The following is a 22,378-nucleotide window of genomic DNA, read 5'->3' as shown; positions in this document are numbered from 1 at the left end:
GATTCCTTTCCCTAGCGTCCCGCCAGTCGAGCCTGCATCGCCGCGCGCTCGTTTGGCGAGAGGCTTTCGATGACGGCGAGCTGTCGGGCCACGGCGTCGACCATGCCGGGCTGCGGTTCGAGGGCGCGCAGTTGCCGGGTCAGGCCTTCGACCGTCGGCTGCCGGAACACCGCGCCGACCGGCAGCTCGACGAAGAAGCGGCTGGACAGGCGCGCCGCCAGCCGGCCGGCCAGCAGCGAGGTGCCGCCGGCCAGGAAGAAGTCGTCGTCGACCGCCGGCTCCTCGATCGACAGCACCTCGGCGAAGATCGCCGCGACCCGCCGCTCGGCCTCGTCGCGCGGCGCGACGCGCGCGCCGCCTTCGCCGGCGGCGAGGCGGCCGAGGTCGAGACTGCCGTCGGCGCGGTGCGGGATCTCGGCGACCGGCCGGACCAGCACCCAGGCGGGCCGGCCGAGGGCGTCGGCGTGGCGCTCGGCGCCGGCGGCTCCCGCGCCGGCCAGCCAGGCGACCGGCCGCAGCAGCGGCGCCGGCGCGCCGGTCGTGAAGGCCGCGTGCAGCGGGTGGTCGCCGTCGAGCCCGACCAGCCAGGCGCTGCCCGGCCGCCGGAGCGCGGCCTCGAGGGCCGTCAGCCCGGCGTCGGCCTCGAGCCCGAGCAGGCCGTCGGCCTGCAGCAGCGCCGCGTTGGTCCGGCCCTCGCTCATGCCGACGCCGGTCCAGGACGAGAAGGCGAGGTGCGAGACGCGCCGGCCCTCGGCGATCAGCCGGCCGGCCGTCTCGGCGGCGGCGGCGTTGACCGCGGCGTAGCTCGGGACATGGCCGCCGACCCGGCCGACGATCGAGCCGGCGACGGTCAGGCTGGCCTCCGGCCGCCCGTCGAGCAGCGTCGCCAGCGCGGCCAGGCCGTCGAGCGCGGCGCGTCGCAGCGCCGGCAGCTCGGCGCCGTCGTCGTCCTGCAGGGCGACCGGCCGGCCGACGCCGGCGAGGTGGATCATGCCGGCGAGCCTGCGCCCGGCTTCGGCCTCTGCGGCTGCGACGGCGGCGGCCAGGGCCTCCCGGTCGCCGACGTCGAGGGCGGCATAGCCGACCTCGCCGAGGGTCTCCAGCGCGGCCAGGGCCTCGGCCCGCTCGGCGGGCAGCGCGCGCCGCTCGCTCCGGCCGATCAGCAGCAGCCGGGCGCCCTCGCCGAGCAGGCGGCGGGCGGCCGCGCGGCCGATGCCGCCGAGCCCGCCCGTGACCAGCCAGAGGTCGCCGGGGCGCACCGGCGGTCGCCCGTCCTCGACGACCGGGGGGTCGAGCGGCTCGAAGCGCGCGACGAAGCGGCGGCCGCGACGCCAGGCGGTCTCGGGCTCGGCGCCGGCGGCGCTCTCGGCGGCCAGCACGTCCGGCAGCGAGGCCAGCTCCGGCTGCGGCAGGTCGACGACCCGCCAGCGGACCTCCGGCAGCTCCAGGGCGAGCGAGCGGAGCAGGCCGGGGATCAGCGCGGGCCCGGCGGCGAGCGGCTCCCCGGGCGCCAGGGCGACGGCGTCGCTGACGGCGGCCAGCACGCTTCGCGGCCGGCGCTCCGCCGGCAGCGTCGCGACCGCCCGGCCGAGCGCGAGCAGCGAGCGGTAGGCTTCCTCGCCCGGCGCGCCCTCGCATCCCGCGAGATGGACGACGGTGCCGCCCGGCGGCAGGGCCGTGCCGGCGAGCGCTTCGCCGCCGACGCGCCGCTTCGCGACCACCCCTGACGCGAGGGCTTCGGAGCCGACCAGCAGGTCGACGGCCGGCACGGGCCCGGTCGCCGGCGGCGGCGATGCCTCCATCCAGACCTTCCGGTGCAGCGCCAGGGCGCAGCGCTCGGCGCCGCCGATCAGGCTCCCGACCCGCTCGATCGCGGTGTCGTAGGCGCCCTCGGCGAAGCGCTTCTGCAGGGCCGGGCGCTGGATCTTGCCGATGCCGGTGCGCGGAATCTCGGCCGCGCCGACCGGAATCAGGTAGTCGGCCGAGAGGCCGAGCTCGCGGGCGAGACGGCCGCGCAGCGCCAGGGCCAGGGCGCGCAGCACGTCGTCGTCGGCCGCGTCCGGCGGCGCGCCGAAGAAGACCGCGACGCGCTCGGCGGCGCTGCCGGGCGCGCGGACCGGCACGGCCGCGACGCCGGCGCGCTCGATGCCGGGAACGGCGGCTGCGACGGCCTCGATCTCGTGGGCGAAGAACTTGGCGCCGTTGACGATCAGCGAGTCCTTGAGGCGGCCGGTCAGGTAGAGCCGCCCGGCGGCCAGGAAGCCGACGTCGCCGGTGTCGAACCAGCCGTCCCGCAGGACGGCGCCGGTCAGGTCGGGCCGTCCATGGTATCCGGCGAAGATCTGCGGGCCGTTCAGCTCCAGTCTGCCGATCTCGCCTTCCTTGAGCGGCCGCCCGTCCTCGCCGGCGATGCGCAGCGCGCTGCCGGGCACCGGGGCGCCGAGGCTGGCGAAGGGGCCGATCGCGTGGCCGAGTTCGGCCAGGGTGATCGGCGCGCAGGTCTCGGACATGCCGAAGCTCGGCCGCATCACGCCCTGCTTCAGCCCCTGGGGCGCCAGGCTCTCCTCGAAGGCGCGCAGCGAGCCTTCGGTCACCGCCTCGCCGCCGTTGTAGAGCGCCTTGAGGCAGGCGAGGTCCCGGCGTTGCGGGCCGGCCTTGCCGACGGCGTCGGCGATCAGGCTGAAGGCGAAGTTCGGCGCCCAGCTGACCGTCACGCGGTGGCGGTCGATCAGCTCGACCCAGCGTAGCGGTTCGGCCAGGATCGGCGCCGTCGGCGCGTGGACCTGGTCGGAGGCCAGGATCACCGGCACGGCCATCAGGAAGACGAAGCCGCCGACGTGGTCGAGCGGCATCCAGTTGAAGAAGACCTCGCGGCCGCGCTCCAGCGCGACGCCCTGGCGCGCGGCGGCGCTCATCGAGAGGATCGCGGCGTGGCGCTGGCAGACGCCCTTGGGCGTGCCGGTGCTGCCCGAGGTCAGGATGATGACGGCGGTTTGGCCGGGGTCGCGGGCCGGCGTCGGCTCGGCGGGCGATCCGGTCCCGAGGGCCGCCGTCTCGACCACCGCGAGCTCGCCGCCGAAGAGGGCGCGGGCCCTGAGGGCGGCCGCGCCGCCGACCAGCCTCGGCCGCCCGAGCACCGCCCAGACCGCCCGAAGCCGCTCGAAGGCCGCCGGGTCGGCGCCGGCATCGGGCAGGGCGATCGGCGCCGGCACCATTCCGCCCAGCACGCAGGCCCAGAAGGCGCCGAGGAAGCCGGCGGCGCCGGCGGTGTCGAGCAGCAGGATGTCGCCCGCCGCGGCGCCGGCCGCCCGCAGCCCGCCGAGCATGCGCAGCGCCCGCCCCCGCAGCTCGGCATAGCTCTCGCGCCGCTCCGCGAGATTCTCGTCCAGGTAGCTGATGCCCCGGTCGGTGGCCGCGGCGCGCTCCAGCGCCTCCGCGAGGGTCCGGGGATGGTCGGCGGGAACGACCAGGGGGGCGCCCTCGGCGACCGCGTCCCGCTCGGACAGGCGCCGGCCGATCTCGGCGCGCTCGGCCGAGGGGCCGCGCGCCTCGGCGGCCTGTCCGGATGCCGGCCGGCCGTCGGGCGTCAGGCGGCGGCGGCTCGGGAAGCGCGGCGTGCTGCGCGGCAGGGCGGCGACGGCGGCGTCCGCGACGCCGTCACGTGCCCGGAAGCCCTCGGCCAGCCGTTCGAGTGCCGCGACGTCCCACAGCGGCAGGCCGGCGAGCAGCGCATCGCTCTCGCGGCCGGCGGGGGCGAGCCTGGCGACGGCGGCGACCCGGTCGAGGCCGTGGCGCTCGGCGATGCCTTCGGGCAGGGGCGACAGGGCGCCGGGGCCGGCCAGCCAGGCGACGCGCCGGCTCCTGCCGGCGGCGTCCTCGAGATCCAGCACCCGGGCCGCGGCGATGCCGGGCAGCTGCCGCAGCGCCGCTTCCGATTGCTCCGCTCCGCCCGGTCCGGTGGTGTCGAACTCGTCCACGGCCGCTGCTCCCGGCTCCTCGGAATCGACGGCGTCTTGGCCAATCTGGGTGGCCGTACGAGAACCGGACACACGCACAAATAGCATCCAGCGGCAAGGCCAACGGAGGCGGACTATGCCCGATAGGTGGCCCCCTTTCAAGTTAAGCCCCGGTAACCTTGCGGACCCCCCACGCATTGAGACATCCTCGGCGCCGCAGCAACATAGGGAGTGTCGAGGAGGTGGGCGGCAGAGGCCCCAGCGCCGGCCCGGACGGCTGGTTCGTGCGGCCGCAGCGCGCCGGCGCGGCCGGCGAGAGCCGTTGCCGGCTGTTCTGCTTCCCCGGGGCCGGCGGCGTTCCCGGCAACTTTCACGGGTGGGAATCGGGCTTTCCGGAGACCGTCGAGCTCTGGCTGGCACGGCTGCCGGGGCGCGAAAGTCGCGCCGCCGAGCCCCTGCCCGGCAGCATCCGGGACCTGGCGGAAATCCTGGCCGGGATCGTCGCGCCGGCGCTCGACCGGCCCTTCGCGCTGTTCGGCTACTCGATGGGCGGGACCGTCGCCTACGAGCTGGCCCTCGCGCTGCTGGCGCGCGGCCTGCCGCCGCCGCGCCACCTCTTCGCCGCGGCCAGCCGCTCGCCGCTGCAGCCGCGCGCGCTGCCGCCGATCCACGCGCTGCCGTCCGAGGCCTTCTGGCAGGCGCTGACCGAGGACGACCGGCCGCCGGCGGACGCCGCGATCCTCGCCGAGCTGGAGCCGCGCCTGCGCAGCGACCTGCGGCTGCTCGAGACCTACCGGCCGCCGGTGGAGCCGCAGCCGCTGGCCTGCCCGATCACCGTCTTCGGCGGCCGCGAGGATCGGCTGCTCGACCTCGAGGACCTGGCGCTCTGGCAGGGCGTGAGCGGCGCCGGCTGCGAGATCGTCGTGCTCGACGGCGGCCACGGCTTCGCCTTCGAGGCCTCGGCCGGCGCCGAGCTGCGCCTCAGGATCCGGCAGGCGCTCGGGGCCTGACGGGGCCGGGGCCGAACGACCGAGATCAGCGACCCGGACGCCGCGGCCGACCGGCTCCCACGGCCTCGGCAAGCGCATCGAGGCTGGGTTCGAGATCGACCAACGTCGTCGCCGAGATCCGCTCGCTGTCGCTGCCGACGAACCGCGTCCGCGCCGTAGGGCGCCCGGCGTCAGCGCCGATAGTACTTCCGCTCTATGAAAGCTCCGGGCCTTCAGGCAGCAGGCCTTGAAACCTGCGTCCCGAGCCGCAGGGGCAGGGGTCGTTGCGGCCGAGCTTCTCGATCAGCTCCTTGTCGCCGTGGACGACGCGGTCACCGCGCTTGACCCGGCTCTCCGAGTTGAAACCCCTTCCGGCGCTTGCTCATGGTCTCAAGCGAGACCTCATCGATCCTGCGTGCCATGGCGCACCCCCTTCCTGTCTCCTGAGTCGCTTCGGCCGGCGTCCGGCGCGGGGGAGGGCTTATGGAGAGAAGCGCTCGCACCGTCAAGCCGGCATCGGCGTTCGCCGCGGTGCGTGGAGCGGCCCGGGTTGATTGGTCTCGAGGCACCGCGACATCGAGGACGTGGGCCGGCGCTGCCGTGGCGGAGAGCGAGGCGCCGCGCCAGCCGGTTTCGGGCCGGCCGATACACGCTCGGAGGAGGCCGGGGCGCCCAGTTCGCCTCGGCAGCAATGGCCGCTCCCGCTCCCTCAGCCTGCGGCGAGCAGACGCTTCGCCGCACGCACCGCGACCGGGTAGCCCTCGGCGCCGAGGCCGGCGATGACGGCCGTCGCGACCGTCGAGACGTAGGAGTGGTGGTAGAGGGGCTCGCGGCGATGGACGTTCGAGATGTGCAGCTCGATGAGCGGCCCCGGGAACATCTTGAGCGCGTCGAGCAGCGAGACCGAGGTGAAGCTGAGCCCGGCCGGATTGATGACCAGGGCGCCGGCCGCGTCGATCGCCTCGTGCACCCAGTCGATCAACTGGCCTTCCCAGTTGGTCTGCCGGAACGCCAGCGGACTGTCGCCAGCCTCCTGCCGGCACAGGGCCTCGATCTCGGCAAGGGTGGTGGTGCCGTAGATCGCCGGCTCGCGCCTGCCCAGGCGGTTGAGGTTGGGGCCGTTGAGGACATGGATGGCCGTGCTCACGTCTGCCTCCCTTCGTGGGGCGCGAAGGCATCCGGCCCCCGCTCGTCTCGCCCCTTGTAACGTAACGGCAAAGGCGCGGCGGCCGGAGGAGGATCTCCGGCACGGCCGGGCCAAAGCCAGGCGGCCACCGCCAGCCGGCCGGCGGGCCGCTCACCGCATCGCGAAGAGCTCCTGGTGGAAGCGCTCGCCGACCGGCAGTCCCTGGGCCGCGAAGTTCCTGCGCAGGGATTCGCCGAAGCCCGCCGGGCCGCAGAACCAGAAGCTGGCCTCCCGCCAGTCCGGCACGGCCGCGCGGATGCGCTCGCCGGTCAGCAGGCCGTCGCGGGCGTCGACCAGCAGGTGCAGGCGGACCTGCGCGGCCTCGGCGTCGGCCGTCAGCTTGGCGAGGGCCGTCTCGTCGTAGTCGGTCGTCGTGTGGAACAGGTCGACGAGGGGCAGGCGGGCGCCCTCCGGATCGGCCTGGCGTCGCAGCGCCAGGTGCTTCATGCCGGCGATGAAGGGCGTGATGCCGATGCCGCCGCCGATCCAGATCTGGCGGGGCCGGCCGTCGTCGAAGTCGAAGCAGCCGTAGGGCCCCTCGATCGTCACCGGCTGGCCGACCTTCAGGGTCTGGCGGAGCCGGCCGGTGTGGTCGCCCAGCTCCTTGGTGACGAAGCGGATGCGCCGGGCCTCGTCGTTCCAGGCCGAGGCGATGGTGTAGGGGTGCGCGCCCTCCGAGGCTTCCGAGGTCGCGAAGGCGAACTGGCCGGGCCGATGCCCCGGCCAGCCCTGGGGCACGTCGATCTCGGTCTCGAGGGCCTTGACGCCGGGATAGTAGCGGAGCGAGGCGATCCGGCCCCGGACCCGCCGCCCCCAGCCGACGCGGCCCAGCAGGGAGACGGCTGCCGCGTAGGTCCCGGCGGCCATCAGCAGCGCCAGCACGACGCCGAGCGGCGAGGTCCAGTAGCCGAACCTGGTCAGCACCACCGAGTGGAACACCAGCACCAGGTAGGCCGCCGGCAGCAGGCGGTGCGTCCTGTGGAACAGCCGGTAGGGGAAGGCGGTGACGAGCGCCAGCACGATCAGCAGCATCGCCGCGTAGAAGGCCCATTCGCCCAGGCCCTCGGCGGCGCCGCGCAGGCTGGCGAGGACCTGGGCGACCGGGTTCTCGAGCGCTGCCCGCGCACCGCGCGCCGGCCGGGCCATCCAGCCCAGCCCGACCGCCCACTTCGGCCCCTCGCTCCACAGCCAGTGGGCCAGCGAGACGACGAGCGCCGCGATGCCGAGCCACTTGTGCAGCCGGTACATCTTGTCGAGGCCGCCGAGCCGGCGTTCCGGCCAGCGCGGCCGCAGGGCCAGGACCATGGCGACGCTCATGCAGGCGATGGCGACGACGCCGCTGTACTGCAGCATCGCCTGGCGCAGCGCGCCGAAGCCGGCCGTCTGGAGCAGCTGCGGCTCCGCGAGCAGCCAGAGCGCCGTCAGGAGCGCCAGCAGCAGCCAGAACGTGCGCCTGATCGTCCGCATGATGCTTCGCTCCGCTGCTCGCTATGCGGGGGTTGCGTATGGCCATTGCCGCCGCACGTCTTTGACGTGCGTCAAGGAGCGCGGGCTGCCGGTGTGCGAGGGGCGGCGGCCGTCAGGCCGCCTCCGGCTCCGAGCCCCGCGCGCGCCGCTCCTGGCGCGCCAGATAGGCGTAGTAGAGCAGGGGGATGACCAGCAGGGTCAGCAGGGTCGAGATCAGGATGCCGAAGATCAGCGAGATCGCCAGGCCCTGGAAGATCGGGTCGTCGAGGATGAAGAAGCCGCCGAGCATCGCGGCGAGGCCGGTCAGGGCGATCGGCCGGGCGCGGACGGCGGCGGCCTCGACGACCGCCTCGTGGAGCGGGCGCCCCGCGGCCCGGGCGTGGTTGACGAAGTCGATCAGCAGGATCGAGTTGCGCACGATGATGCCGGCGAGGCCGATCATGCCGATCATCGAGGTCGCGGTGAACTGTGCGCCGAGCAGGGCGTGGCCCGGCATGATGCCGATCAGGGTCAGCGGGATCGGGGCCATGATGACCAGCGGCACGAGGTAGCTTTTGAACTGCCCGACGACCAGCAGGTAGATCAGGGCGAGGCCGACCAGGTAGGCGAGGCCCATGTCCCGGAAGGTCTCGTAGGTGATCTGCCACTCGCCGTCCCACTTGACCGAGAAGCGCGTGGTGTCGCCCGGCTGGGCGATGAAGTGCTGCGCCAGGTGCAGGCCGTCGACCGGGTCGCGGCCCAGCTTCGAGACCAGCGCGAACATGCCGTAGAGCGGGCTGTCGGTCGCCCCGGCGTCGTCGCCGACGACATAGGCGTAGGGCAGCAGGTCCTTGTGGTAGATCGCCTTCTCCCAGCCGGCCCGGACCACCCGCACGACCTCTGAGATCGGCACCAGCGCGCCGCTCGAGGAGCGCACCTGCAGGGCCAGCAGCTGGTCGAGCGAGGCCTGGTCGCCGGCCGGCAGGCGCAGGCGGATCGGCAGGGCGACCTTCTCGCGCCCGTCCAGCACGTAGGTCGCGTCGTCGCCCGACAGCGCGGTCCTGAGCGCGCGCGCGATCGCGGCCTGGGACAGGCCGAGGCGGGCCGCCCTTTCCCGGTCGACCACGACGACGTCGCGCGGCGAGTCGGCCTCGACGCTGGTGTCGACGTCGACGAGATCGGGGTTGGCCCGGAAGTCGCCGGCCAGCGCCGTCGCGACGGCGCGCAGCCTGGCGTAGTCGGGGCCGTAGATCTCCGCGACGATCGGCGCCAGCACCGGCGGGCCCGGCGGCACCTCGACGAGCTTGACCGAGGCGCCGTAGCGCTCGGCGATCGCCGCGAGCTTCGGGCGGACGGCCAGCGCGATGGCGTGACTCTGGCGGTCGCGCCCGGCCTTGTCGACCAGCTCGACCTGCAGGTCGCCGACCGTCGGGCCGGCGCGCAGGTAGTACTGCCGGACCAGGCCGTTGAAGGTGATCGGCGCACTGGTGCCGGCGTAGCCCTCGTAGCTCTCGACCTCGGGCACGCCGGCCAGCGCGCGCGCCAGCTCGCCCAGCACCCGGTCGGTCTCCTCCAGGGTCGAGCCCTCGGGCATGTCGAGGACGACCTGGAACTCCGACTTGTTGTCGAAGGGCAGCATCTTGAGGATCACCGCCTTGACGACGACGAGGCCGCCGGCCAGGACGACCAGCGCGACGACGCCGGCGAACAGCAGCAGGCGCCGGCCGCCGGCGCCCGGGCCGTCGAGGAAGGGGTGCATCAGCCGGCGGAACAGCCGGTCGAGCCAGCGCTCCTCGCGCCGCTCGGCCGCCGCCGGCGCCGGCGCGTGGTGGTGCCGCATGATCTTCAGGCAGAGCCAGGGCGTCGCGACCAGGGCGACGACCAGGGACAGCAGCATGCCGGCCGAGGCGTTGATCGGGATCGGCCGCATGTAGGGCCCCATCAGGCCGCTGACGAAGGCCATGGGCAGCAGGGCGGCGATGACCGTGAAGGTCGCCAGGATCGTCGGCCCGCCGACCTCGGAGACCGCGGCCGGGATCGCCGACTTCAGGGACTTGTGGCCGAGTGCCGCGTGGCGGTGGATGTTCTCGACGATGACGATCGCGTCGTCGACCAGGATGCCGATCGAGAAGATCAGCGCGAAGAGCGAGACGCGGTTGATGGTGAAGCCGAGGCCCCAGGAGGCGAAGAGCGTCAGCATCAGGGTGATCGCGACGGCGCTGCCGACGACGATGGCCTCGCGCCAGCCCAGGGTCGCCAGGACCAGCAGCACGACCGAGGCCGTCGCGAAGAGCAGCTTGTGGATCAGCTTGTCGGCCTTGTCGGTCGCGGTCCTGCCGTAGTCGCGGGTGACCGCGACCTCGACGCCCTGGGGGATCTCGACGCCGCGCAGCGCCGCGATCCGCTCGGCGACGGCGCGGGTGATGTCGGCGGCGTTGGTGCCGGACTTCTTGGCGATGGCGAGGGTGACGGCCGGGGCCCGGCCGCTCTTCGGGCCGGGCCGGCCGGGCGGTGCGCCGTACCAGGCGTAGCGCGCCGGCAGGTCCGCCCCGCGCGTCACCCGGGCGACGTCGGAGAGGAAGACCGGCTGGCCGTTCTTGAGCCCGATGACCAGGCCGGCGACCTCGTCGGCATCGGCCAGGAAGGTGCCGGCGGTGACCGGGACGTCGCGGTTGCCGGCGACCCGGTCGCCGGCCTGGGTCACCACGTTGGCGGCCTGGAGCGCGCCGGCCAGGTCCTCGACCGACAGGCCGTAGGCCGCGAGCTTCGCCGAATCGAGCGTGACCGTGACGGCGCGGTCCGGCGCGCCGATCGTGTAGACGTCGCGCGTGCCCGGGATGCGCTTGAGGTCGGTCTCCAGCATGTGCGCGACCTCGGCGAGCTCGACGCGGCCGCGCGAGGGGTCGTCGGTCCAGAGCGTCAGGGCCATGACCGGCACGTCGTCGATGCCCATGGGCCGGATCAGCGGCTGCCCGACGCCGAGCCCCGGCGGCACGAAGTCGGCGTTCTGGTAGACCTGGTTGTAGAGCCGCACGATCGCCGTCTGGCGCGGCACGCCGACCTGGAACTCGACGGTCACGACGGCCATGCCCGGCCGGCTCACCGAATAGACGTGCTTGACGCCCTTGATCTCGGAGAGCTTCTGCTCCAGCGGGAAGGCGACGAGGTTCTCGACGTCCTGGACGTCCGCGCCCGGGAAGGGGACGAAGACGTTGGCCATGGTGACGTCGATCTGCGGCTCCTCCTCGCGCGGCGTGACGACCAGCGCGAAGAGGCCGGCGAGCACGGCGACCAGCGCCAGGATCGGCGTCAGGCGCGAATCCTGGAACGCCCGCGCGATGCGGCCGGCGAAGCCGAGCGGCGCCGGTTCCGGAGCCTCGGTCATGGCTGGCTCTTGGCGCGCGCCTCGGCGGCATAGGTCACGGCGGCGACCGGATCGGCGGCGATGAGCTCGCCGGCCGACAGCCCCGCGAGGACCTCGACCTTGTCGTCCAGCCGGTGGCCGAGGCGGAGCTGGCGCAGCGCGACCTCCCTGCCCTGGACCACGTAGACCCCGCTGACCTCGCTGCGCTGGACCAGCGCGCTGACCGGGATCAGCAGCCGGGTCGCCTCGCCGATCTCGAAGGCGCACTTCACGGTCTCGCCGGGGAACAGCCCGAGGTCGCGCTGCGGCAGCTCCAGGCGGACCGTGAAGCTGTGGGTCTCGGGATCGGCGTAGGGGAAGACCACGACCTTGGTGGCGGCGACGCGCCTGGCGCCGGTGCCGTCGAGCAGGATGTCGGCCGTCGCGTACCTGCGGATCGCCGCCGCCGCGGTCTGGGGAATCCGGACGGAGACCCGGAGGGCGTCGAGCGAGATGCCCGTGATCAGCGGCTGCCCGGGCTGCACTTCCTCGCCGACCTGGACGAAGCGTTTCGTGACGTAGCCGGCATAGGGCGCCATGACCGCGGTGTAGTCGAGCTGCTGCTGCGCCGTGCGCAGCGCCGCCTGGGCCGTGTCGCGGCGCGCGCGGGCGGCGTCGAAGGCGGCCTTCGAGGCCGTCCCGTGGGAGAAGAGCGTCTCGATGCGCGAGAAGTTCGCCCGGGCCTCCTCGTAGGCGGCCTCGGCCTGATGCACCGCCGCCTGCTGCTCGACGTCGGTCAGGCGCAGGATCAGCGCGCCCTTGGGCACGTAGTCGTTGACGTCGTAGGGCAGCTCCAGCACGCGCCCCGCGGTCTGCGCCGACATCGTCGCCTCGTGGACCGCCTCGACGACGCCGTCCCAGATCTGCTCGCGGCGCGCCGTCACCGGCGTCACCTCGAGCGTCGCGAAGGGCAGGGCGGCGGCCGAGGGCGCCTGCTGGGCCGGAGCCGGTGCGGCGGACAGCGTGGCGAGAAGCGCGAGCGCGGCGGCGAGAGCGGGAGGTCCCATGATCGGCGTTCCGGCCCGCCCTACTTCGGGAAGGCCGTGCCGGGCCTGACGCCGACCGCGCGCAGGATCATCGCCAGCGGACAGAACCCCGTGACCGAGGCCTGCATGAGATTGACGCCGACGAAGGCCGTGAAGAGCAGCCACCAGGGCGAGACGAAATGGGCGAGCGCGACGCTCGCGACGACGAAGGCACCGGCAAACAGCAGGACGAAGCGGTCGACGTTCATGGCCCTCTCCCTCTTTGCGCGGGGCGCGCACCGACGGGCGCCCGCGGGCGCAACAGTGCCAAAAGTTGCAGGAGGACGGACTGACCCAGGTCAAGCGGAGGTGGATCGGGACGGGGCGCCGGTCCCGACCGGCGTTCCCGTGACGTCAGTCGGGCCGCCCGCGCTGTACCCTCAGGCCGTCGACGAGGACGTCGATCAGCCGGCGCACGCTGGCCTGCCAGCCGGGCTGGCCGTGCTGCATGCACAGGCCGATCAGGGCGTGCAGCAGATCGTGGGGGCCGATGTCGGGGCGGATCGCGCCGGCGGCGACGGCGCGCTCGAGCAGACTGCCGACCGCCGCCCTCAGGCGCTGCTTCGAATAGGTGAAGAGCTCCGAGTCGCCGTGCGCGGCCAGCGCCAGCGCGGCGGCCATGCCCTTCTTGGTGGCGACCAGCTCGACGTTGCGGTGCAGCCAGCTGCGCAGCGCCTCGACCGGGTCGTCGGCGCCCTGCAGCCGCTCGGCCAGCTCGGCGACCTGCTCGACCTCGCGGCGGTAGACCGCCTCGAACAGCGCCTCGCGGGTCGGGAAGTGGCGGTAGAGCGTGCCGATGCCGACCCCGGCTTCGCGCGCCACGGCCTCCAGGCTGGCGTCGGCGCCGCCGGCGCTGAACACCGTCTTGGCCGCCACGAGCAGGCGCTCGCGGTTGCGCAGCGCATCGGCGCGCGGCTTGCGGCCAGCGCCCGTCTCCGCCTCCGCTTTCTTCGTCGCCTGCCTCTTGTCTGCCACCGCTCGCGCACCAGATCGGAAAAATAACCGGAGGATGCCTCCGTCTCCTTGAAAAGCGGAGGAACCCTCCGTATAAAAGGGTCCATGCACATCTGAGCAGGTCGGCTGCGTCCGTCAAGCCCATCCGGCCCCGACCCGGCCCCTCCCGGCGCCCCGGAGCCGCGCCGCCCCAAGGCCGCACCGCCTGCCCCGTGCCCGCCCGATCCATTCGACGATACACCGACGGGAGCAGTCCATGAGCTTCTCGATATCGCTTTCCGTGAACGGCGTGACGCGGGAGGTCGCGCTCGACGACCCGCGGGTCACGCTGCTCGACCTGCTGCGCGAGCGGCTTCACCTGACCGGCAGCAAGAAGGGCTGCGACCGCGGCCAGTGCGGCGCCTGCACGGTCCTGCTCGACGGCCGGCGCGTGAATGCCTGCCTGGCACTGGCGGTCGCCTGCGACGGCGCCGAGGTCGTCACCATCGAGGGCCTGGCCGCCCAGGACCCGAGCGGGGCCGACGGCCTCCATCCCGTCCAGGCCGCCTTCATCGCCCACGACGGCTTCCAGTGCGGCTTCTGCACGCCCGGCCAGATCATGAGCGCGGTCGGCCTGATCCGCGAGGGCCAGGCCGGCGACGACCCCGAGCGGGTGCGCGAGGGCATGAGCGGCAACCTCTGCCGCTGCGGCGCCTACGCCGGGATCACCGAGGCGGTGCTGGAGGCCCAGCGCGTCCTCACGGCCGGGGATGCGGGCCACGAGCAGGAGGACGCGGCGTGAAGCGCTTCGACTACGTGAGGCCGGCGACGGTCGCCGAGGCCGTCGCCGCGGCCGCCGAGCCCGGTGCCGCCTATCTCGCCGGCGGCACCAACCTGCTCGACCTGATGAAGAGCGGCGCCGCCGCGCCGGGCCGGCTGGTCGACGTCAGCCGCCTGCCGGGGCTCGACCGCATCGAGGAGCTACCCGACGGCGGCCTGCGCATCGGCGCCCTGGTGCGCAACGCCGACCTGGCTCACGATTCGGATTTCGCCCGGCGCTTCCCGGCGATTGCCGAGGCCCTGCTGTCCGGCGCCTCGGCGCAGCTCAGGAACGCCGCGACGGTCGGCGGCAACCTGCTGCAGCGGACCCGCTGCGCCTGGTTCGCCGACCCGGCCAGCGCCTGCAACAGGCGGGCACCCGGAAGCGGCTGCGACGCCCGCGGCGGCGACAGCCGGCAGCAGGCCGTGCTGGGCTGGAACGAGGCCTGCGTCGCGACCCATCCCTCGGACTTCTGCGTGCCGCTGGCGGCGCTCGACGCGGTGGTCGAGATCGAGGGCCGGGCGGGGCGTCGCGCGGTGGCGTTCGAGGATTTCCACCGGCTGCCGGGCCAGACGCCGGAGCGGGAGACCACGCTGGCGCAGGGCGAACTGGTCGTCGCCCTGCGCCTGCCGGCCGGGGCCGAGGCCTTCTCGGCGAACGCCCGCTACCTCAAGGTCCGCGAGCGCACCTCCTTCGCCTTCGCGGTGGTCTCGGCGGCCGCCGCGCTGCGCCTGGAGGGCGGCCGGATCGCCGAGGCCCGGCTCGCCCTCGGCGGCGTCGCGGCGAAGCCCTGGCGCTGCCCGGAGGCCGAGGCCCTGCTGGCCGGCCGTCCGCCCGGGCCGGAGGCCTTCCGTCAGGCCGCCGAAGCGGCGCTCGCCGAGGCCCGCGCGCCCGGCGACAACGCCTTCAAGATCGAGCTGGCGCGGCGTACCGCGGCGCGCGCCCTGACGCTGGCCCTGGCCGGCACGCCGGCGCGCGTTCCGGCGCTGCCGGCCTCTCCCTTCGCCCCCGTTCCCGGAGCTCTCGTCCATGCCTGAGATCACGCTCACCCAGGACCCGGTCCACCTGCGGCACGGCTCGAACATCGGCCGGCCGCTGACCCGCCGCGACGGCCTGCTCAAGGTCACCGGTGCCGCTCGCTACGCCGCCGACAACAACCCGAAGGGCCTGCTCCACGCGGTCGTCGCGGTCAGCACGGTCGCGCGCGGCCGCGTCGTCGCGCTCGACGTCGAAGCCGCCATGGCCCACCCCGGTGTCGTCGAGGTCATGACCCCGGCGAACCGGCCGGCGCTGGCCGGCGACCCCGACGCCAAGCCCAATCCCCTGGTGTTCCGGCTCGACCTGCTGCAGAGCGACCGGGTGCGCTATGCCGGCCAGCCGATCGCCTTGGTCGTCGCCGAGACCCTGGAGGCGGCGACCGAGGGGGCCGTGCTGCTGGCGCCGCGCTACGAGAGCGAGCCGCCGGCCGTCGGCCTGGACGACGGCGAGCGCTTCGTGCCGACGGCGGTCGGTCCGGGCGCCCCGGCCGAGTTGCGGCACGGCGACGTCGAGGCCGGGCTCGCGGCCGCCGCGCAGGCGATCGAGGCGACCTACGAGACCCCGCCGCAGTACCACAACCCGATGGAGCCCCACGCGGTGGTGGCCCGGTGGGACGGCGACCGCCTGACCCTCGACACGCCGAGCCAGGCCATGGCCATGGCCCGCCTGCGACTCGCCGCCCTGTTCGGCATCCCGCCCGAGAACATCCTGATCCGCAGCCCCTTCCTGGGCGGCGGCTTCGGCTGCAAGGGCCTGCTGTCCGGGCCCCAGGTGCTCGGCGTGATGGCGGCCAGGCTGGTCGGCCGGCCGGTCAAGCTGGCGCTGACCCGGGCCCAGCTCTACGGGCCGGTCGGCCACCGCTCGCCGACCCGCCAGCGCCTGCGCCTCGGCGCCGACGGCGAGGGCCGCCTGACCGCGCTGGAGCATCACACGCTGATGAGCAGCAGCCGCTTCGACGAGTTCTTCGAGCCGGCTTCCAACGCCTCGCACGCGCTCTACGCCAGCCCGGCGATCGCGACGCTGCACGAGGCGGTGCGCCTCGACTGCGGCACGCCGATGTTCATGCGGGCGCCCGGCGAGGCGCCCGGCTCGGCGGCCCTGGAGAGTGCGGTCGACGAGATGGCCGAGGCCTGCGGCCTCGACCCGCTGGAGTTCCGACTGAGGAACTACGCCGAGGTCGAGCCGACGACCGGCCGGCCCTTCTCCTCGAAGGCGCTGCGCGAGTGCTATGCCCGCGGGGCGGAGCGCTTCGGCTGGGAGCGGCGGCCGCTGGCGCCGCGCAGCCTGCGCGACGAGCACGGCCTGCTGGTCGGCTGGGGAGTCGGCACCGCGATCTTCCCGGCGCTGATGTTCGAGGCCGAGGCACGAGCGGTGATCCGGCGCGACGGCGGCGGCACGGTCGAGATCGGCGCCTGCGACATGGGACAGGGCGCCTGGACCGCGCTCGCCCAGATCGCCGCGGACGCCGTCGGGCTCGACGGCGAGAGGGTGGAGTTCCGCTCCGGCAGCTCCGACCTGCCCGACGGCGGCATCGCCGGCGGCTCGGCGCACACCGCCACGGCCGGCTCGGCGATCCACAGCGCCGGCGCTGCGGTGGTCGCCCGGCTGGCCGAGCTCGCCATGGCCGACGAGCGCTCGCCGCTGTTCGGCGCCGGCAACGCCGGCGTCGTCGCCCGCGACGGACGGCTCCATCGCCGCGACGACGAAAGCCGCAGCGAGGGCTATGCCGAGATCCTGGAACGGGCAGGCCTCGCCGAGGTCGAGGCGCGTGGAAAAGGCGCGATGGACGCGGCGGCGCAGCAGCGCTACGCGATGCAGGCCCACGGCGCGGTCTTCGCCGAGGTCAAGGTCGACCCCGACCTCGGCCAGGTCCGCGTCACCCGCCTGGTCGGCGCCTTCGCGGCCGGCCGGATCATCAATCCCCGGATGGTCGTCAGCCAGTACTACGGCGGCATGATCTGGGGCGTGTCCTTCGCCCTGCACGAGCAGGCCGTCATGGACCGGCGCTCGGGGCGGCCGATGAACGCGGACCTGGCCGGGTACCACATCCCGGTCAACGCCGATCTGCCGGCCCTGGAGACGATCCTGGTCGAGGAGGAGGACCCCCACGTCAACGCCCTCGGCATCAAGGGCGTCGGCGAGATCGGCATCACCGGCACGGTCGGCGCGATCGCCAACGCGGTCTGGCACGCGACCGGCGTGCGGGTCCGCCAGTTCCCGATCACCCTCGACCGGCTGCTGGGCTAGGACGGGTCCCATTCGATGTGCGGGTCGACGATGATCTCGACGTCGTCGACCGCCAACAGCCGGTTGCTCGGCGGCTGCTCCCGGGCGTGGAAGTCGCTGTTGATGCCGCCCAGGATGATGTCGACCTCGTCGCCGTCGCTCGACAGCGGCAGCAGCAGGACGGCCACGACCTTCCAGCTGCTGGCATCCAGCCACTTGGCGCTGCCCTGTGCGAGCACCGGAGCCCGGCGGCGAACGACGGTGCCGAAGAGAAACCGGATGAAGTCGCTCGACTCGCCGTAGGTGGTCTCGTCGACCATCCGGCCGGTCAGGTCCCGTTGGCTCAGTTCGCGGACCTGCGTGCCGATCAGACGATAGCGGAAGCGCAGGGGGGCTTCGACGACGTCCACCATGAAGACCGACGGCAGCAGGTCCTTGATGGCCGCGGGATCGAAGTCCTTTCGGGACGGCATCGACCTGGTTCTCGGCAGCTGCTGCCAGTACCTCTCGAGCCGGCTCAGCACCCGCGAATGGATGTGCGCGGTGTCGCCGGGCTTGCCCTCGACGACGGGGACCTGCCCGGGCGCGTCGCTGAACGGCGCTACCACCTGATCATCCCTGTCCTGTTCGCCCGTGCCCGATCCCCGTGCCCGATCCCCGTGCCCGATCTCCGGGCCCGATCCCTCTGCCGGGCCTGCCGCTTCTCGCGGGGAGGGGGCGGTGTCGAATCTGCAACTTTAGATCTGCGCAGTCGAGGGCCATGTCAACCGATGCCGGACCGCTGCGAGCGCCGGCGTCGCCTCGACGTCAACCGCCGCGCTCGATCGTCAGGCTCGCCATCCAGTCGATTTCCAGGCGTTCGGTGGCACCCAGGGGGACGACGCCGCAGAAGCTGCCGGTGGTGACGACCTGGCCGGCGCGCGGCCCCTCCGCCCCCCGGACCGGCGCCTTGGCCCAGGCGACGAGCGGCGCCAGCGGATCGCCGTTCGGATGGGCCGCGGTTCCTTCGAAGACGGTCTCGCCGTCGCCGCGGACCGCGAGCGGCGGCAGGGCGGCCAGCCGTCCGGGCGCGATGTCCGGGCCGAGCAGGTAGCCGCCGTTGCCGAGCCGGTCGGCGAGGAACAGCGGGAACGGCGCGCCGGGTCCCTCGACGAGGCGCAGGCGGATCACCTCGACACCGAGATGGACGGCGGCGACCGCGGCCCGCACCGTCTCTTCCGTCGCGTCCTCCGGCGGCGGAAGCTCGGCGCCGAGCCGGAAGGCGATCTCGACCTCGATCGCCTCGGCGCCCCAGCCGGCGAGCGAGGCCCGGCCGTCCGGCCCGAAGCGGCCGAGCCGCGCGATCGGGGCCCCGACAGATTGCCCGTCCGGGCGGATCGCGACCTTCCAGGCGACGGCCGGCGTGCCGAGCGCCCGCAGGGTCGCCGCCTGGACGGCCAGCGCCGCCTCGAAGCTGTCCGGCACCGTCAGCTCGGCGGCGGCCAGCTTCCGGCTGTCGCGCTCCGCCTCGGCCAGGGCCCGGGCGAGGCTTGCGACCTCGGGATACTCGCTGTTCCGCGCCATCCGCATCACCCGTCATCCCGGAGGCCGCTTTGCCCGACATCTGCGATGCCGTCGGCAAAGCGGGCTGTCCGGGAGCCGGGGCCACGAGCCGCGGCGGAACGGCTCCGGGTCCCGGCTCGCAAGGCGCGCGCTCTGAAAGCCTGTCGGCTCCCGGGCTCGCCCGGCGGCCGGGATGACGAAGAAGAGGACCTGTCTCCGGTCCCGGCCATCGTCGGCTCAGCCGGCGAGCAGGCCGCGGCGGGCGAGGCTGCGCATCAGGTCGGCGGCGCCGAAGCGCCAGGGCTCGCAATCCTGGCTGTGGCGCATGCGGCTGACCAGGCTGCCGAGCTCGGGCGCCGCCACCGTGACGACGTCGCCCAGGTGGTGGGTGAAGCCCTGGCCCTCGCCGTCGCGGTCCTGGGTCGGCGCGAAGAGCGTGCCGAGAAACAGCGCCGCGCCGTCCGGGTACTGGTGCTGCGGCCCGACCATCTGGCGCACGAGGTCGGCCGGGTCGCGGCTGATCCGCGACATGTCGGAGCTGCCTTCCAGCCGGAAGTTGTCCTCGCCCTCGACGATCAGGCTCACGGTCATGCGCCGGACCCGTTCGAGATCGAAGGTGCCGTCGAAGAAGCGCAGGAACGGCCCGACGACGCAGCTCGCGTTGTTGTCCTTGGCCTTGGAGAGCAGCAGGGCCGATCGGCCCTCGACGTCGCGCAGGTTGACGTCGTTGCCCAGCGTCGCGCCGACGATGCGCCCGTCCGAGGCGACCACCAGCACGACCTCGGGCTCCGGGTTGTTCCAGGTCGACATGGGATGCAGGCCGGCGTCCAGGCCCGTGCCGACGGCCGAGAGCGGCTGGGCCTTGGTGAAGATCTCGGCGTCGGGGCCGATGCCGACCTCCAGGTACTGGCTCCACATGCCGCGGGCGATCAGCGCCTCCTTGAGGCGCAGGGCCTCCTCCGACCCGGGCTTGAGCGCCTGCAGGTCGTCGCCGACGATGCCGGCGATGTCCTTGCGGATGCCGTCGGCGGCGGCCGGGTTGCCGCGCGCCCGCTCCTCGATGACCCGCTCGATCATCGAGATCGCGAAGGTGACGCCCGCCGCCTTCAGCGCCTGCAGGTCGACCGGCGCCAGTAGCCAGGGCTTCGCGGCGTCGCGGCCGTCCGGCGGCGTGTTGGCGAGGATCTCCTCCAGCGTGCCGAGCGGCTCGCCCGCGGCGGCGCGCAGCGCGGCGGCCGGATCGGCGGTCTCGCAGAGGTCGCGCATGGTCGGGAAGGCGGCCGTGACGTCGAAGACGCCCGCCTCGCGGATCGCGACGACCGCGGGGCCCGCGACGTCGGGCCGCCAGGCCCGTCCGGCCAGCGTGCCGGCGGTGCCGTCGGCCGGCAGGGCCGCCGCGGCGCTCAGTTCCAGCTTCGCCATGGTCACATCACCGCGCCGATCTGCCAGGGCACGAACTCGGCGTCGCCGTAGCCCAGGGCCTCGGACTTGCTCTTCTCGCCCGAGGCGACGCGCAGCATGGTCTCGAAGATCTCCCTGCCCTTGTCCTCGACCGACACGCCGTCCAGCACGTCGCCGCAGTTGATGTCCATGTCCTCGATCATCTTGCGGTACATCGGGGTGTTCGTCGCCAGCTTGATCGAGGGAGAGGGCTTGCAGCCGTAGGCCGAGCCGCGGCCGGTCGTGAAGCAGACCAGGTTGGCGCCGCTGGCGACCTGGCCGGTCGCCGAGACCGGGTCGAAGCCCGGCGAGTCCATGAACACGAAGCCCTTCTCGGTGACCGGCTCGGCGTAGCGGTAGACGCCGCGCAGCGTCGTCGTGCCGCCCTTGGCGGCGGCGCCCAGCGACTTCTCCAGGATCGTCGTCAGGCCGCCGGCCTTGTTGCCGGGCGAGGGGTTGTTGTTCATCTCGCCGCGGTTCCGCTCGGTGTAGTCCTCCCACCAGCGGATCAGCTCGACCAGCTTGCGGCCGACCGCCTCGTCGGCGGCGCGCCGGGTCAGCAGATGCTCGGCGCCGTAAATCTCCGGCGTTTCCGACAGGATCGCCGTGCCGCCGTGCTCGACCAGCAGGTCGACGGCGGCGCCCAGGGCCGGGTTGGCGGTGATGCCGGAATAGCCGTCGGAGCCGCCGCACTGCAGGCCGACGGTCAGCTCGGAGGCCGGGATCGCCTCGCGGGTCGCGCGGTTCGCGGCCGGCAGCATCTCCTTCAGGGCCGCGACGCCGGCCTCGACGGTCTTGCGGGTGCCGCCGAGGTCCTGGATCGTCATGGTCCGGAAGGTGTCGCTGTCCTCGACGCCGTAGGCCTCCTTCCAGGCGCTGATCTGAAAGGATTCGCAGCCCAGGCCGATGGTCAGCACGGCGGCCATGTTCGGGTTGGTCGCATAGCCCCACTGGGTGCGCTTCAGCGTCTCGTAGCCCTCGCCCCTGAGGTCGAGGGCGCAGCCGGTGCCGTGCACCAGCGCGATCACGCCGTCGATGTTCGGGTAGTCGGCCAGCACGCCGGAGCGCTCGATCTCGCGGGCGACGAAGCGCGCCGCCGTCGCCGAGCAGTTCACGCTGGTCAGGATGCCGACGTAGTTGCGCGTGCCGGCCTTGCCGTTGGCGCGCCGGTAGCCCTGGAAGGTCGCGCGCTGCTCGGGCGGCAGCAGCCGGTCGTTGGGCCTGGCCTCGGCGAAGCGGTAGTCGCGGGCGAAGTCGTGCAGGCCGACGTTGTGTTCGTGCACCCAGTCGCCCGGCGCGATCGCCGCGGTGGCGAAGCCGATGGTCTGGCCGAACTTGACCACCGCCTCGCCCTCGGCGATCGGCGCGATCGCCATCTTGTGGCCGCGCGGCACGGCGGCCGACGCCGTGACGCCGGCGGCGGCCTCGGACAGGCTGCCGCCCGCCTCGACCGCATCGACCAGCACCACGACGTTGTCGGAGCCGTGCAGGCGGATCGCCCGCGCGGGCGCCGCGCCAGTGACGCCGCTAGCCAAAGGCCTTCACCTCCTGCCGCTGCTCGCCGAGCTGCTCGATGCCGAGCTCGACCACGTCGCCGGCCTTGAGAAAGACGTTCGGCTTCATGCCCAGGCCGACGCCGGCCGGCGTGCCGGTCGTCACGACGTCGCCCGGCAGCAGCCGCATGAACCTGCTGAGGTAGGAGACGAGGTAGGCGATCGAGAAGATCATCTTGGCCGTGGTGCCGTCCTGCATGCGCTTGCCGTTGACGTCGCACCAGAGCCTGAGGTTCTGCACGTCGGCGACCTCGTCGGGCGTAACCAGCCAGGGTCCGAGCGGGCCGAAGGTCGGGGCGCTCTTGCCCTTGATCCACTGGCCGCCGCGCTCGATCTGGAAGGCGCGTTCCGAGACGTCGTGGCAGAGGCAGAAGCCGGCGACGTAGCCGAGCGCATCCTTCTCCTCGACCCGGTAGGCGGCCTGGCCCATCACGAAGGCGATCTCGACCTCCCAGTCGGTCTTGACCGAGCCCTCGGGCAGGACGATCGCGTCGTTCGGGCCGGACAGGCAGCTGGTCGCCTTGCTGAAGACCACCGGCTCGGTCGGGATCGCCAGGCCGGTCTCCTCGGCGTGGTCGACGTAGTTCAGGCCGATCGCGATGAAGTTGCCGACCTGGCCGACGCAGGGACCGAGGCGGGTGCTGGCCGGAACCTCGGGCAGGCTCGCCGGATCGACCTTGCGCAGCTTGTCGAGCCCGGCGGGCGACAGCGCCGGGCCGGCGATGTCGGGAACCACGGAGGAGAGGTCGCGGATCTTGCCGCCCTTGTCGAGAAGGCCCGGCTTTTCCGCCCCCGGCTCACCGAATCGAAGAAGTTTCACG

The 22,378-nt window shown here is 73.7% G+C and carries 17 protein-coding genes; 4 read left to right on the top strand and 13 right to left on the bottom strand.

The window, feature by feature from the left end; translation table 11 throughout:
* Positions 1-11: 11 nt before the first annotated feature.
* Positions 12-3,977, bottom strand: a complete 3,966-nt coding sequence (locus tag B9O00_RS01650; RefSeq protein ID WP_085120680.1) for an SDR family NAD(P)-dependent oxidoreductase — start codon at positions 3,975-3,977, stop codon at positions 12-14.
* Positions 3,978-4,198: 221 nt separating this feature from the next.
* Between B9O00_RS01650 and B9O00_RS01645 the strand changes: the two genes are divergently transcribed.
* Positions 4,199-4,966, top strand: coding sequence for a thioesterase II family protein (locus B9O00_RS01645; protein WP_159460060.1), 768 nt, complete (start codon positions 4,199-4,201; stop codon positions 4,964-4,966).
* Positions 4,967-5,159: 193 nt separating this feature from the next.
* On the opposite strand, the gene B9O00_RS34205 is transcribed toward B9O00_RS01645, so the two are convergent.
* From B9O00_RS34205 to B9O00_RS01610, 7 genes are all read right to left on the bottom strand, one after another.
* Positions 5,160-5,249 carry an SEC-C metal-binding domain-containing protein gene (locus tag B9O00_RS34205; protein WP_235017027.1) on the bottom strand — a complete coding sequence of 30 codons (90 nt, stop codon included), beginning with the start codon at positions 5,247-5,249 and terminating at the stop codon, positions 5,160-5,162.
* Between the two features lie 405 nt (positions 5,250-5,654).
* Positions 5,655-6,092, bottom strand: coding sequence for a type II 3-dehydroquinate dehydratase (locus B9O00_RS01635; protein WP_085120678.1), 438 nt, complete (start codon positions 6,090-6,092; stop codon positions 5,655-5,657).
* A gap of 150 nt (positions 6,093-6,242) precedes the next feature.
* Positions 6,243-7,598: a ferredoxin reductase family protein gene (locus B9O00_RS01630; RefSeq protein ID WP_085120677.1), complete on the bottom strand. Its 1,356-nt coding sequence runs from the start codon at positions 7,596-7,598 to the stop codon at positions 6,243-6,245.
* A 112-nt stretch (positions 7,599-7,710) separates the two neighbouring features.
* The gene (locus B9O00_RS01625) at positions 7,711-10,962 is read right to left on the bottom strand and encodes an efflux RND transporter permease subunit (protein ID WP_085120676.1); all 3,252 of its coding nucleotides are present in this window, start codon (positions 10,960-10,962) and stop codon (positions 7,711-7,713) included.
* Complete coding sequence (locus tag B9O00_RS01620; protein ID WP_085120675.1) at positions 10,959-11,987, bottom strand: efflux RND transporter periplasmic adaptor subunit; 1,029 nt, start codon at positions 11,985-11,987, stop codon at positions 10,959-10,961. Before B9O00_RS01620 ends, B9O00_RS01625 begins: the two co-directional genes overlap by 4 nt.
* Before the next feature lie 20 nt (positions 11,988-12,007).
* On the bottom strand, positions 12,008-12,214 hold the full coding sequence (locus B9O00_RS01615) for a YgaP family membrane protein (protein WP_085120674.1): 207 nt from the start codon (positions 12,212-12,214) through the stop codon (positions 12,008-12,010).
* A gap of 145 nt (positions 12,215-12,359) precedes the next feature.
* Complete coding sequence (locus B9O00_RS01610; protein WP_200808368.1) at positions 12,360-12,980, bottom strand: TetR/AcrR family transcriptional regulator; 621 nt, start codon at positions 12,978-12,980, stop codon at positions 12,360-12,362.
* Between the two features lie 235 nt (positions 12,981-13,215).
* Between B9O00_RS01610 and B9O00_RS01605 the strand changes: the two genes are divergently transcribed.
* From B9O00_RS01605 to B9O00_RS01595, 3 genes are read left to right on the top strand one after another with little or no spacing between them, the layout of a single operon-like run.
* Positions 13,216-13,740 (top strand): (2Fe-2S)-binding protein, encoded by a 525-nt coding sequence (locus B9O00_RS01605; protein WP_085120673.1) that lies wholly within the window; start codon positions 13,216-13,218, stop codon positions 13,738-13,740.
* A complete protein-coding gene (locus B9O00_RS01600; RefSeq protein WP_085120672.1) occupies positions 13,737-14,795 on the top strand; it encodes an FAD binding domain-containing protein in 1,059 nt (352 codons plus the stop codon). Before B9O00_RS01605 ends, B9O00_RS01600 begins: the two co-directional genes overlap by 4 nt.
* The gene (locus tag B9O00_RS01595) at positions 14,788-17,043 is read left to right on the top strand and encodes a xanthine dehydrogenase family protein molybdopterin-binding subunit (protein WP_085120671.1); all 2,256 of its coding nucleotides are present in this window, start codon (positions 14,788-14,790) and stop codon (positions 17,041-17,043) included. The genes B9O00_RS01600 and B9O00_RS01595 overlap by 8 nt, the downstream gene beginning before the upstream one ends.
* On the opposite strand, the gene B9O00_RS01590 is transcribed toward B9O00_RS01595, so the two are convergent.
* The 5 genes from B9O00_RS01590 to B9O00_RS01570 all read right to left on the bottom strand — a co-directional run bounded on the left by B9O00_RS01590 (position 17,040) and on the right by B9O00_RS01570 (position 22,377).
* Entirely contained in the window at positions 17,040-17,630 is a 591-nt protein-coding gene (locus tag B9O00_RS01590) for a PAS domain-containing protein (RefSeq protein ID WP_159460059.1), read from the bottom strand. The two genes, B9O00_RS01595 and B9O00_RS01590, sit on opposite strands and share 4 nt — an antisense overlap.
* 199 nt (positions 17,631-17,829) lie before the next feature.
* A complete protein-coding gene (locus B9O00_RS01585) occupies positions 17,830-18,585 on the bottom strand; it encodes a hypothetical protein (RefSeq protein ID WP_143596119.1) in 756 nt (251 codons plus the stop codon).
* 216 nt (positions 18,586-18,801) lie between these two features.
* Positions 18,802-19,986 (bottom strand): fumarylacetoacetate hydrolase family protein, encoded by a 1,185-nt coding sequence (locus B9O00_RS01580; protein ID WP_085120668.1) that lies wholly within the window; start codon positions 19,984-19,986, stop codon positions 18,802-18,804.
* Between the two features lie 2 nt (positions 19,987-19,988).
* Positions 19,989-21,539, bottom strand: coding sequence for a UxaA family hydrolase (locus B9O00_RS01575; protein ID WP_085120667.1), 1,551 nt, complete (start codon positions 21,537-21,539; stop codon positions 19,989-19,991).
* Positions 21,532-22,377: a fumarylacetoacetate hydrolase family protein gene (locus B9O00_RS01570; RefSeq protein ID WP_085120666.1), complete on the bottom strand. Its 846-nt coding sequence runs from the start codon at positions 22,375-22,377 to the stop codon at positions 21,532-21,534. Before B9O00_RS01570 ends, B9O00_RS01575 begins: the two co-directional genes overlap by 8 nt.
* Position 22,378: the final 1 nt, after the last annotated feature.

Source organism: Tistlia consotensis USBA 355 (assembly GCF_900177295.1).
Classification (GTDB): Bacteria; Pseudomonadota; Alphaproteobacteria; order Kiloniellales; family DSM-21159; genus Tistlia; species Tistlia consotensis.
Note: the sequence above shows the minus strand (reverse complement) of the source record. Positions and strands in the feature narration are given on the sequence as shown.